This window comes from Bacillus sp. Marseille-Q3570 (genome assembly GCF_946151055.1).
GTDB lineage: Bacteria > Bacillota > Bacilli > Bacillales > Fictibacillaceae > Pseudalkalibacillus.
Map to the genome: position 1 here is coordinate 202,910 of NZ_CAMGYZ010000001.1, position 13,015 is coordinate 215,924.

The following is a 13,015-nucleotide window of genomic DNA, read 5'->3' on the forward strand; positions in this document are numbered from 1 at the left end:
ATCACTTCCTTTTCTGAAATGCAGCCGCTATGCAGCTGCATGTATATTCCGGTTTTGTATGTATGCTTGGTATATATACAATTTACTTAATTTTAGCTTTTCGACAAAATCAGAACTCATTTATTTTAGCAAAAAACCGATAGAGCCACAACATGAAGAAATTTGGATAGTCTTATTGGATATTTTGTTTCACGTGCTTGACAGGCTTGTCAATCTTGACTCTCAACGTAGTTGCAAATAACTCATACATCGACCATAGATATACAATCATGCACGACAGGCTGATAATATCAAGGAATAAGAAAGAACCGATCACATAATCCGGTGCGAGATCCTTGAATAATGTTATATAGGCGATTTCACCATGAGCATATCCCGACAAAAGTATTGGCAACCTGACGTGAAAGTCTTTTGCCATTATTAAGACGATCAATGAAAGCGGAATGGCAATGAAAAAGTTCAAATCGATGAAAATCCAAACTGGATCATAAACGACGATAAAGTGCATTCCAACATAAGATATAGAAATGATCAGACTAATGAAAATGGAATACCATAAGTCACGGAACTTTTGCAATCCCATGTAAGCATAGCTGATCAGGATAATGAAAAATAGTGATAAATTGACAAAATGTCCGTCAAGGTTGAGCGTAATAGCTGAGCAATAGATCAAGGTTAAAAGCAATGCCGATGACACGACCCTTTGTTTCGTTTTTGCGAGAAAAAATGTGCTGATTGTCCAGCCGATCCACACAAACCAGTAAAATAATGTGCCTTCCATACAAAGATCCCCACCTGACATTCAATTCATATCTATTCAAAGTATGGAAAAAAGCTGGTGTTTCTAAACCCTTCCTCTTCGTGAATAGGATAAAGGAATTTCCGCAAAACTTTCACTAAAGGAGTGATATAAGTGGGAAAAGATCGACAAGAGAGAAAGTTGAAGCAAAGCAAACGTGTTGAATCGGATCGAGATCAAGCACTGCACCATGATGGGGCAGCAAGACTAGATACACCTGAAGAAGCAAGAGAAGATAACAGGAGATAATGATTGGATAAGGCATACCAGGTATTAGAAAAATTAGAGGACATCTGTTCCGTTATTTGTGACAAATTGGATTGTTTTGAAAAATTAGAAGACAAATGTTCCGGTATTTGGGTAATATACGACTGATTTCGATGGATTTACAGTAAATAAATTCTCTGGTGTCCACTAATTTTCTAGATGGAGCTATATTTGAGCATATAAGGTTTCTGGTGTCCTCTAAATATTTGAATGACGTTACGGAAGTTGCAGGATGAACACACTAAAGATAAAAAAACTCCTAAACGGGAGTTTTTTCATTGGGTTATTTTCGCAAACGTTGTTGCACTTGCACTTAAAGAAAGTATAAAATACTTTCTTCAGTATAAGGGTAACTAAGGCTCGACCTACAAAAGGCTTGGTCTCGCCAAGTTTTCTTTAAAAGTCGTTGATTAACGCTCCAGGGTGATCGCTTTCCGCGGGGCGTTCGGTGAGCCCACACGTCGCCTTGCGACCCTCAGAAGTCTCCTTTTCAAGGAAGCATTTGTGCTCCTGCGTCTACAAGAAAGTCCTTTCGAAGCGGGCTTCCACGTCGCATGCCTTGAGAGGAGATTATTCAGGTAGTAGGCACGCTTATCCGCAGGACAAGGAAAGCTTCAGCAGCGTTACATCGTACGAAGAAAATGCGATTTTCATTTTCGAGGAGCCTCGCATCTTGCTCTCTAATCAACTTGCACAATGTGATTTTTTAAAAATAGCTCAAAAGCAACAATCTTTTAGAAAAGTGCCTTTCATAAAGCACCTTTGTTATTAAATTGACGCGTTAGAAAAACCGTAAAAACAAAAAGCTGATCCCGCTTCGCATAGGAAGGAGGATCAGCCAGTTCATTTCACTTATTTATACTTTTTCAGTTGGTCACCAATCATATCTCCAAGTGAGAAACCTGTGTTACCATCGGTTTCTTTATTGTATTCCGGATCGATTTTTGAAGGGCGGTTTTCTTCCTCCAATGTAGCACGGATACTCAAAGAAACTCTTTTCTCATCCGGGTTGATGTCCAATACTTTCACTTTGACTTTATCCCCTTGATCAAGAACTTCACTAGGTGTTCCAATATGCTTGTTGGCAATTTCTGAAATATGCACAAGCCCTTCTACACCAGGTGCTACTTCAACGAATGCACCGAATGAAACGAGACGTTTGACTGTTCCATCTACGACTTGACCTTTTTCAAGGACTTCTCTGACATTGTCCCATGGTCCAGGCAGTGTTTCTTTGATGGAAAGTGAGATACGTTCGTTGTCACGATCGACAGAAAGTACCTTGACTTTCACTGTGTCACCTTCATTAACGACTTCAGATGGTGTTTCCACTCGGTGATGTGCAAGTTGTGAAATATGGACGAGCCCATCAATCCCACCAATGTCGACGAATGCACCGAAGTCGGTAAGGCGTTGTACTGTACCTTCTAAAACTTGCCCTGCCTCAAGTGATTGGAGAACATCCTGTTTTTGGGATTCTTCTTGCTCTTCTAATACAGCTCGATGAGACAAGATAAGTTTATTGTTTTCTTCCTCAAGTTCCACAATTTTGACATCTAATGTCTTTCCTTTATATGAAGAAAAATCTTCTACAAAGTGTTTTTCAACCAGAGATGCTGGGATGAACCCGCGTACGCCTAGATCGACCACAAGTCCGCCTTTGACGACGTCAGCGATTTCGACCTCTAAGGTCTCGTTTTTATCCTTCGCTTCTTTCAATTCTGACCATGCTTTTTCCGCAGAAATTGCACGCTTTGAAAGAACGAGCTCTTCTTCTGTTAGTTTGATCACCTTTAGAGTCAATGTATCTCCATCAGATAAGACATCACTAACTTTTTCGACATGCAAGCTTGAAAGCTCACTGATCGGCAAGATTCCATCCATCTTATATCCCGCATCGATCAATGCATGTTTTTCCTCAACCTTTGTAACGGTGCCTTCTACAATATCACCGACATCCAAAGGTTTAATTTCTGAAAGTTCTTGATTCATTTCATCAGTCATTGGCTTTACCTCCTTAAGTGTCTAAACGAAGAGAAAAACATTTATTAGACCCTCCACGTATGTGAAAGAGTATGTATAAGGTTCATTTCCCTTTTCTCTAACTTCTTATAAATAGCGGTTTTTGTCAAGTAACTAAACTCCGATATTATTACTTATTCGCTTCGTATAATTCCCGGATTTCTTCCATGATTTTTACTGTTGCTTCTCTAGCTGAAGCCTTTTGTTCTTTCAATTCAGAAAAATCAATCGGTGTTCCATATACGATTTTCACAGGTTTGAACATTTTGAAAGGACCGATGATTGCACAAGGTACGACTTTCGCATCTGTTTTCAATGCAAAGAAACCTGCTCCTGCTAGCCCATCTGCGATCGATCCAGTCTTGCTCCTTGTTCCTTCAGGAAACAGTCCCACGGCTTTCCCGTTACGTAATAATTCCAACCCTTTTCTTAAAGCTTGTTTATCACTCATACCTCTTCGAACAGGGAATGCGTGAATTTTCGGAAGTATGCCTTTCAATACTGGCATGTTAAAAAGTTCAGCCTTTGCCATGAAGTGAACAGTTCGGCCTGATGAACTACCTACGAGCGGGGGATCTAAATAGCTGATGTGATTCGAACAAATCAGGACTCCATCCTCTTTAGGAACATTTTCAAGGCCGATCACTTTCAATTTATATCCCGCTGCGAAGATTCCACTAAATAAATTACGCCCTAGATTATAGAGATCCACCCGCCATCAAACCCTTTCTCTTTCTCGAACGATCTGAAGGATCGATGAAACAACCTCATCAATCGACATGGTCGTCGTATCAAGTTCAATTGCATCTTCTGCTTTCATCAACGGGGATGCTTCCCGTTTAGAATCTAATTCATCTCGTTGTTCGATTTCCCGCTTTATTTGCTCTAAATCAGAGGGAAGTCCTTTTAATAGGTTTTCTTCGTGTCTCCTTTTCGCTCGTTCGTCCACGGAGGCGATCAGAAAAATTTTGACTTGTGCATCTGGTATGACATGAGTACCGATATCACGCCCATCCATGACAACAGAATGCTCTTGGCTTAATTCTTGTTGACGTTTCACCATTTCCACACGTACGGCAGGATGTTTTGCAACTTCAGAAACATTGTTTGTCACTTCAGACGTTCTGATCTCTTCGGTTACATCCACTCCATCCAAAACGACGAACTGTTTATCTGACTGTTTTTGCAGATCGATTTTTGTGTTCTCTAAAACGTCTTTTAGCGCATTTTCGTCTCGAACATCGATGTCGTTTCGAAGTGCTTTCAAAGTTATGGATCGATACATTGCACCTGTATCAATATAAACAAACGATAATATGTCTGCCACTCTCTTGGCGACAGTACTCTTCCCTGCCCCTGCAGGTCCATCAATTGCAATTCTCATCAAGTTACTCATAGTTCCTCCTGCTTCTGTCAACACATCTGTTTTACTTATTAATTCGAGTCTATCACGCATTTTTCTACCCAACTCATAGAGAAACTTGGCCCTTTTGAGGAAACCAGAAGGCTCCAAGTGCCAAGTTCATTGGTGACATTATTCCTCATAATCATTAACACCGGGTCAATTTTTAACCCTTTCATCATACCATAGGAAATTTGAGCGGTCTATCGTTTCGACTGTCTCACCAGTGCTTCCATTTGTAATACCTTCATATTCATACAATCGATTGAAATAGGTACCAATGTCCCAATGAAATATAAGATATTGGGCGACAAAGAGAAAAATGATCTGGCACACAATCAATTTGATCAAAATACGTTCCAATAATCTCATGAATCAAATCGCATCCTCATAATGGTCTTTTCTCTATCGTTACCAAAACAAGGCTGCTGTTATACAGATAAAAAAATAATGGTGACAGGTTCTAACCTAATCATTTTCGTTATTAAGGTCCTTTTTATAGTCGAAGGTCACGAAGAACCTTATAAAGACTGTGGGGTCTACGTGGCTCGGTTTTCCCACAGGATTGTCGCATATAGCCAAATATAAACAACATTATTTAACAAAGCCAACGTTTAAAGCACCTGATTATAACAACCCTCTCTTCTTAAGCATCAGTTGTTCTTCAAAACAGAACCGCAGCATATGTTGTTTGTCCCTCTCTGTGATTTTCATGAACTGCAGAGGTGCTTTATCCCTTTTACCATTCTCACCTTTAATGATACGGATGACTTTCGCCTTTTGCTTTACATATCTGTGTTGGTCTTTTAAGGGCAATACCATCCAGCAGTTCACTTCCATGCCTTCCTTCAGTCTGTGTTGCTCAGGTAAAATAATTGCACATCCACCTGCACTTACATCTGATGTTATCGCTGCAAATGGCTGGAACTGATAATCTGCAGGATGAATCGCAATATCAATCGCTGTATCGACCCGGACAAATTCACGCCTTTGAATTTTTTCTAAATTGTTTTCTCCAGGAAATGATAAAATCAGTAAAGGTATGTGTTCTTTTTTTCGATCGGTCATTTCAGTGTGAAACTTGTATGTAATTTTATCTTTTGTCGTGAAATGTGCATAGAACTTTGTCCCTACCATGAAAAATTCCGATTTATTCGTACGGAGATTGGATGGATAGGTAACAAGCAGATGATCTTCTCTTATATCTTCTACTTTACATTGAAACTTTTGTGGTTCTTGTCCAGCTTTCCGGATATCAAGAAAAAGGGTTTCACCAATTTTTATCATAAAAAATCCCCCTCACCCATATTAATTGGCTCAGTTAGACTGTATTGTCGATTTGTGAAAATCAATGGATCTGGACACAATTCAACCTTTCATTTATGAGCCTTTTATTTAGGTCTATTATCTCATTTTAACAAGAAAAGGAAAAGCAATTTTTGCTTCTCCTTTTACTTGAGTTTTACATACTGTTGACCGGAGTATTCGGGTCATCGAGTTTCTTCACTTTTTCTTCTGCACCTGTGCTGGCGTTGATGAAGATCCGGAATGTCTCGTTTTCCATTGTTGCCAGGAACTCATAGCAATGAACCTCTTCTCCGAGATCATTAATGATGATTCCCTGGTGTGTTTCCATGATTTTCAGCTTTGGATTCAACTTTCCTTGTGCTTCTTTTTGGGAAATAGCAGGAGATGTGATTTTCCGATCTTTTTCACCAATCAGATAGTTCATGCCTTCGTATCCGATGATATCACCATTATCCAGGGCTACTTTGATCGTCACTGTCTGTGGATAAATGCGTACATCGTCCTGCATTTTCACATAGGTGTAGATTCCGATGTTTTCATATTGGTTACTTGTGGTCATCTCCATCTTATCCATTGCATGCTTGTTCAAGAACTCTAATGCTTTTTCACTTCCCTGATATAAACTGATCTTAGCCTTTTGAACGTTTCGATCTTCTAGTATCCAAGTAGGGTGACCACCTTTTTTGGTCATTTCCATATAGATATTGGAATCACTCTTCGGCTCGTTGACAGATACCCGGTATGCTTCATATGGAGATCCTTTTCCGTTTTCCTCCACAATCACTTTACTGTTCTTATCCAGCTTCAGGAACTTGATAGCAAGATTTTTAGCTTCTTGTTTTGTGATCTGCTTTCCACTCAAGGCCTTATATTTATTATCCTCAAATTCGCTGATCTTCGTCATTTCCGGACCCCAGTTCACTTCTGAATATCCTTCGACAGATTTATCGACAGTCTTCAGCCCGTTGATGACGGTGTTGTCATTCGGATCATTTTCAGTTGCAAGTGCCAATTCGACATCCATCCATCTTAGATTTTCCTTCATGACAGTTCCTTGCACATCTCTTAATTCATTTTTGATTTCTGTAGCGTTCTTATGCAAACTTTGAAGTGTAGCATACTCTTCATCCGAAAGGGGTTTCTTTTCCAAATCCCTGATTGCGATCCGATAACTGAACTCACCGATCTTCGTCAAGAATTCTTCCGTTTTATTAAATGGAAGCAGTGCTAACGGAAGTTGTCCCACATCGTTATGAGCTTCCGAAGTCAAACGCCATACCTCTGCAAGTGAAGGAGAGATCTGTTGTCGTGAATTCATAGCTAACGTAGTTCCGATCTTTTCTTCTAACGCATCGAAATGAAAATTCAAATCATGGAACGCTCGTTGGTAGTTGTTTTCAGCGTTGATAAGGATCGCATTTTTTTCTTGATGTTCCTTGTATCCCCAATACCCTGTCCCAATTACGGCAATGGCCAATATTGTTATTAATATTGTTCTGATCATGTCTCTTCACCTCCATTATTTAGCAAATATATGTTTTCCGATTTGGGTAACTTGTTGACGCGACCAAATCCATCCGGATGTTGCAGTATCAGGGTTGAAATAATAAATACATCCGTCCGAAGGGTCCCATCCATTGATTGCGTCATGGACAGCTTTTTTGGCTTGCTCATTTGGTGTAAGCCAAATCTGACCGTCTGCTACCGCAGTGAACGCCCTTGGTTCGAAAATGACGCCTGAAATGGTATTTGGGAAAGAAGTGCTTTCAATACGGTTGAGAATGACTGCTGCAACAGCGACCTGCCCAACATAAGGCTCACCACGGGCTTCGCCATAGACTGCATTCGCCATCAGTTGAATATCGTTCTCTGAATAACCGCTTGGCACATTCTTACCTTGTTTTGGCTTTTGTTGTTTCGGTTGTGCTTTTCCGCCTTGGCCAGATGGCTTCTTAGCAGGCGCCTTCCCTTTCTGAGTCTGTTTTTCAAGAGGCGTTCCACCGTAATGTGTGAATTTCTTGCCTTTTTGAATATTCTTTTTGACGAATCCTTCATGATACTGTGAAGCGTTAGCCAATTTCAACTTAGTAGTGGCACCCGCAAGTCCGTCTACCTTCAACCCGAATTCATACTGGAAGTTTCTTAGAGCCCAATAGGTCCCCCAACCGAAAACACCATCGATTTTCCCATTATAAAAGCCCAAATATTGTAGTCTCGATTGGAGTTCAATTACATCTTCTCCCGTTGCGCCATGCTGAATCACTTGAGCGGTAAACGCGTTGGTATCATCAACATTCACAGCACTTAACAACGGAATGACCAATAGTATCAATGATAAGCATACTTTCACGCACAATTTTCCACTTTTCATCATTACAGCCTCCTGTTGCATCCTGTATAACTTTTCAATGTTCGTAGTTTCTGTCATTGAAGGGATTTTATTCAAAGGCTTTGTTATACTTTAATGAAAGGCTGTTTTCGCAAACATTGTCGCTTTTGCGAGGAGATTTTTCAGGTAGTAGGCACGCTGATCCCGCTGGAGTCTTGCACCTTGCTCTCCAATCAACTTTCATAAGGTGTTTTTTTAAAATGACTCAAAAGCAACAATCTTAATGAAAAGATAAGAATGCATAAAAAAACTGATCATCCGACGGACAACCAGTTACGATAAAAGACATATTGATTTATGGTGCATGTTTTTGTTGTTGATAATTTTCCTGTGACATGACTTGCGCGTATTTGATTTTCCTAAGGCCTAACCACCATAAAAATATCATGAAAGGGAGCATGAAAATCATCCATTTTTGCATCAAGGATAAAATAATATAGTCATAAAAACCGTGAAAGAATATCGGAACTATTAATGAAGCTAATATGAACAATTGTTTTATACGATTGGTGTCAGATGATTTACCGCGGGAAAGATAATATCCCATGATCACCCCGAACAACGCATGGCTTGGAACTGGTAACAATGCTCTCATTAACGCTGTTTCAACTCCATTGGTAAACAAATAGAGAACATTTTCAGCTGTTGCGAATCCCAATGAAAGCGACACACCATAAATGATCCCATCATATGGCTCATTGAATTCAATATGTTGATACGCTGTAAAATAAAGCAGGAACCATTTGAAAAACTCCTCAAGGAAGCCTGAAACGATGAAAGCATCAGCCCATTCAGCAACTTGCATTTCTTCATAAATGCCGAACTGCAAAACCATTACAGGGAATACAAGAAGAATTCCAATTATGAAGGTTCGCAACACCATTAAAATCGGCTCAGGTTTATATTTTTCTTTCAAATAGAAAAATGACAGCAAGGCGAGACCTGGAGCGATCCCTGCCGATATGACCGTAAACATTTACATCGTCCCGTTTCCATCCATTTTTTACTATCGTATCACGAACAACGATGATTTTGTTAAATAAATTGCAAGCCAATTTTAGACTCACTTGCGCAAAACATGGTATCTTAAATCTTGAATAAACTTTTTGGAATGAGGTGTAGACCAATGAAAGAAATTCTAGTCATACATACTGGCGGAACAATAGCAATGAGTGAAGATAAAGAAACAGGTAAAGTCATTCCGGGTGATGTCAATCCCCTTCACGAAACATATGCCCTGCTTTCGCAAATTGCCAAGGTAACGATGGATGATTTTCTGAACCTTCCTTCACCTCATATCACCCCGGAACACATGATACGTCTTTCAAATTATGTACACAGGAAAATCAAGGAGAATTCCTTTGATGGCGTTGTCATCACTCACGGTACAGATACATTGGAGGAAACCGCCTATTTGCTCGATCTTCTACATGGTGATGAAATACCTATCATCGTAACAGGAGCAATGCGTTCGAGTAATGAGCTCGGTTCAGACGGACCTCATAATCTCATAACATCTGTAAGAACAGCAGCTAGTGATGAAGCAAAAGGAAAAGGTGTGTTAGTCGTATTCAATGACGAGATCCATGCTGCAAGAAATGCGACAAAAACTCACACAAGTAATATTGCAACATTTCAAAGCCCACAATCAGGTCCTATCGGGATTGTCACAAAACGTGGTGTCTTTTTTCATCACAATCTCGCACACCGGGAACACTATGAAACAGGAGGGCTTTCAAAAAACGTTGTTCTTTTAAAAGCTTATGCAGGGATGCAAAAAGATCTTCTTCAAGCTGTCCGTACCATAAAGTTGGATGGACTTGTCATTGAAGCACTTGGTCAAGGAAATCTACCGCCTGCTTTAATGGAGGAAATCGATCATTTTATACAAAACCAAATTCCGATTGTTATGGTTTCACGCTGTTTCAACGGAATTGTCCAGGACATTTACAGTTATGATGGTGGAGGTCGTAAACTTAAAGAATCTGGGGTCATCTTGACGAACGGATTGAATGGTCCAAAAGCCAGACTGAAGTTGATGGTCACTCTTGAAATGGGCTTTAGCATGGAACAGTTATCACAAACCTTTTCATCAAATTGATAAAGTAAACTTGGAAAAGCCAAGCTTGGAGGAGGCTGAAACTGAGTTCCTCGAAAAAGCATTTGCTTTTCCTTCATGCAGTGTATCGCTTCCGAAGCCACCAGCTCTTATACTGAAGAAAATATTTTATACTTGCTTTAAGTGCAGAAAGGGACTGAACCAAATTGGTCAGTCCCCCTTTTTATTCCTATTCATTATTTCATCTGCAATCAAACCACCATGAAAACGGCCATTTTCGATGAAGATTTCATTAGCGTTATTCCCGGCTGCAATCACACCTGAAATGAAGATACCGTCAACGTTCGTTTCCATCGTTTCAGGATTGAACAACGGTCTTCCCGTTTTAACTTCGATTTCCACACCCATTTTTGTCAAGAATGAATGGTCAGGATGGTAACCAGTCATAGCAAATACAAAGTCATTCGCGATTTCTTTCTGTTCTCCATACACCTCATAAATCAAAGTCTGTTCTTTGATTTCGATTACTTTTGCGTTGAATTCCATCTTCACCTTCTCATGGCGGACTAAAGCTTCGAATTCCGGCAAGATCCATGGCTTTATGCTGCTTGAATACTCAGAGCCTCTATATAACACAGTAACTCTCGCCCCTACTTTTTCCAATTCAAGGGCTGCATCTACTGCTGAGTTTTTTCCTCCGATGACGACTATATCACGATCAAAGTATGGATGTGCTTCTTTAAAATAGTGAAATACCTTCTCCAGTTCTTCACCTTGGACACCCATGTAATTTGGATGGTCATAATATCCGGTGGCAATGATAACGTAAGGTGTTTCATATATTTGTTCTTCATCATTCTGTTTTTTTGAACGGACGACAAAAAAGCCGTCTTCTTGCTTCTCTACAGCTAGAACTTTTTCAAATGCATGAACGATAAGTTTTTTTCTTTTCACGACTTCACGGTAGTAAGAAAGCGCCTGGTTACGTTTAGGTTTTCTTTGTTCAATGACAAATGGGACATTTCCGATTTCAAGCTTTTCACTCGTGCTGAAAAACTGTTGATGTGTCGGATAATTATAAATTGAATTGACAATGTTCCCTTTTTCGATAACGATTGGTTTCAGACCTTTTTCCTCTAAAGCAATCGCTGCAGAAAGACCGCAGGGACCACCGCCGACAATGATCGCGTCAGCTTGCATGGTTTCTTTCACTCCTAATGGCTACTACATTCTATATTATTCAACTTATTTGATCTGTTAAGCAAAAAGATTGTTGTTTTCTCAAACAAAAATCCCCATATCATACATAATGATGATAGGGGATTTCTTCGTTTGTTTCAACCGAATTGCTTTAGATCCATCCTCTGAAACGAGACGCTTCAGCCATTTTACGTACACCTACCATATAAGCGGCGAGACGCATGTTGACTTTACGGTTTGTTGCTGTCGTTAAAATATTGTTGAATGCTTTTACCATCACTTGCTCAAGCTTTTCTTCAACTTCTTCTTCAGTCCAGTAGTACCCTTGGTTATTTTGAACCCATTCAAAATAGGATACCGTTACACCGCCTGCACTTGCAAGTACATCCGGCACGAGCAGGATGTCACGTTCTGTAAGGATGTTTGTCGCTTCAATAGTCGTCGGACCATTTGCCGCTTCTACAACAATTGATGCTTTTATGTCGTGTGCATTATGTTTCGTAATCTGGTTCTCAATCGCTGCAGGAACGAGGATATCACAATCCAATTCGAGTAATTCCTGATTTGTGATTGTATCTTTGAACAATTTCGTCACAGTCCCGAAACTGTCACGACGATCAAGCAGATAATCAATATCCAATCCTTCAGGATCATGCAATCCGCCATAAGCATCTGATATACCGATCACTTTCGCTCCGGCATCGTACATGAACTTCGCCAGGAAACTTCCCGCATTACCGAATCCCTGAATGACCACTCTCGCACCTTCAAGGTTGATGCCTTTTTTCTTCGCGGCTTCCCGAATGCAAATTGTAACACCTTTAGCGGTTGCAGATTCGCGCCCGTGAGAACCACCAAGTACCAAAGGTTTTCCTGTGATGAACCCTGGTGAATCGAATTCACGGATACGGCTGTATTCATCCATCATCCATGCCATGATTTGAGAGTTCGTGAATACATCTGGCGCTGGTATATCCTTTGTCGGACCAACGATCTGGCTGATTGCACGCACATATCCTCGGCTCAAACGTTCTAATTCGCGGAATGACATATCGCGTGGATCACATATGATACCGCCTTTCCCTCCACCATACGGTAAGTCGACAATTCCTGCCTTCAAGCTCATCCAAATAGATAAAGCTTTAACTTCCGTTTCAGTTACATTTGGATGGAATCGTACTCCACCTTTTGTCGGTCCGACTGCATCATTGTGCTGGGCACGATATCCAGTGAATATTTTTATAGAACCATCATCCATCCGGACTGGGATCCGGACTGTCATAAGGCGGACTGGTTCTTTTAGAAGCTCATATACTTCTTCCGGATAACCTAGCTTATCTAATGCATCATTAATTACTGTTTGTGTAGATAATAATACATTGTCTTGTCCATTTTTTTCTTGTTCATTATCTGAAGTATTGTTGGCAGACATGGTTTACCTCCCGTGATAATACCAAATAAGTATGATTTCAATTTCTCAATGCATAGTATACACCCTACTTGTCGTATTGAGAAGTGATATCTGCAAGTTTTCCGCTTATATTTTGTAACCGCTTTCTTCCATATTTT

At 40.2% G+C, this 13,015-nt stretch carries 13 protein-coding genes; 2 read left to right on the forward strand and 11 right to left on the reverse strand.

Annotated features, from left to right (window positions below; translation table 11 throughout):
• Nucleotides 1-172: 172 nt before the first annotated feature.
• On the reverse strand, nt 173-781 hold the full coding sequence (locus tag N8M93_RS01045; RefSeq protein WP_261129145.1) for a hypothetical protein: 609 nt from the start codon (nt 779-781) through the stop codon (nt 173-175).
• Between the two features lie 132 nt (nt 782-913).
• On the opposite strand from N8M93_RS01045, the gene N8M93_RS01050 reads away from it, so the two are divergent.
• On the forward strand, nt 914-1,048 hold the full coding sequence (locus N8M93_RS01050) for a YpzI family protein (RefSeq protein WP_261129146.1): 135 nt from the start codon (nt 914-916) through the stop codon (nt 1,046-1,048).
• Between the two features lie 870 nt (nt 1,049-1,918).
• On the opposite strand, the gene rpsA is transcribed toward N8M93_RS01050, so the two are convergent.
• The 8 genes from rpsA to prsW form a co-directional block, all read right to left on the reverse strand.
• Nucleotides 1,919-3,070 carry a 30S ribosomal protein S1 gene (gene rpsA, locus N8M93_RS01055; protein WP_261129147.1) on the reverse strand — a complete coding sequence of 384 codons (1,152 nt, stop codon included), beginning with the start codon at nt 3,068-3,070 and terminating at the stop codon, nt 1,919-1,921.
• Nucleotides 3,071-3,218: 148 nt separating this feature from the next.
• A complete protein-coding gene (locus tag N8M93_RS01060) occupies nt 3,219-3,800 on the reverse strand; it encodes a 1-acyl-sn-glycerol-3-phosphate acyltransferase (protein WP_261129148.1) in 582 nt (193 codons plus the stop codon).
• Nucleotides 3,801-3,806: 6 nt separating this feature from the next.
• Nucleotides 3,807-4,484, reverse strand: a complete 678-nt coding sequence (gene cmk / locus N8M93_RS01065; RefSeq protein ID WP_261129149.1) for a (d)CMP kinase — start codon at nt 4,482-4,484, stop codon at nt 3,807-3,809.
• A 165-nt stretch (nt 4,485-4,649) separates the two neighbouring features.
• Nucleotides 4,650-4,862, reverse strand: a complete 213-nt coding sequence (locus N8M93_RS01070) for a YpfB family protein (RefSeq protein ID WP_261129152.1) — start codon at nt 4,860-4,862, stop codon at nt 4,650-4,652.
• Between the two features lie 255 nt (nt 4,863-5,117).
• Entirely contained in the window at nt 5,118-5,777 is a 660-nt protein-coding gene (locus tag N8M93_RS01075) for a flagellar brake protein (protein WP_261129153.1), read from the reverse strand.
• A gap of 175 nt (nt 5,778-5,952) precedes the next feature.
• Nucleotides 5,953-7,302, reverse strand: a complete 1,350-nt coding sequence (ypeB, locus tag N8M93_RS01080) for a germination protein YpeB (protein WP_261129154.1) — start codon at nt 7,300-7,302, stop codon at nt 5,953-5,955.
• A gap of 15 nt (nt 7,303-7,317) precedes the next feature.
• Nucleotides 7,318-8,169: a spore cortex-lytic enzyme gene (sleB, locus tag N8M93_RS01085; RefSeq protein WP_261129155.1), complete on the reverse strand. Its 852-nt coding sequence runs from the start codon at nt 8,167-8,169 to the stop codon at nt 7,318-7,320.
• Nucleotides 8,170-8,482: 313 nt separating this feature from the next.
• Nucleotides 8,483-9,163 (reverse strand): glutamic-type intramembrane protease PrsW, encoded by a 681-nt coding sequence (gene prsW / locus N8M93_RS01090; protein WP_261129157.1) that lies wholly within the window; start codon nt 9,161-9,163, stop codon nt 8,483-8,485.
• 150 nt (nt 9,164-9,313) lie between these two features.
• Between prsW and N8M93_RS01095 the strand changes: the two genes are divergently transcribed.
• Nucleotides 9,314-10,288: an asparaginase gene (locus N8M93_RS01095; RefSeq protein ID WP_261129158.1), complete on the forward strand. Its 975-nt coding sequence runs from the start codon at nt 9,314-9,316 to the stop codon at nt 10,286-10,288.
• Between the two features lie 168 nt (nt 10,289-10,456).
• Here the strand turns inward: N8M93_RS01095 and N8M93_RS01100 are convergent, their stop codons facing one another.
• Nucleotides 10,457-11,446 (reverse strand): YpdA family putative bacillithiol disulfide reductase, encoded by a 990-nt coding sequence (locus tag N8M93_RS01100; RefSeq protein WP_261129159.1) that lies wholly within the window; start codon nt 11,444-11,446, stop codon nt 10,457-10,459.
• A gap of 151 nt (nt 11,447-11,597) precedes the next feature.
• Nucleotides 11,598-12,878, reverse strand: a complete 1,281-nt coding sequence (locus tag N8M93_RS01105) for a Glu/Leu/Phe/Val dehydrogenase (RefSeq protein ID WP_261129161.1) — start codon at nt 12,876-12,878, stop codon at nt 11,598-11,600.
• Between the last annotated feature and the right edge of the window lie 137 nt (nt 12,879-13,015).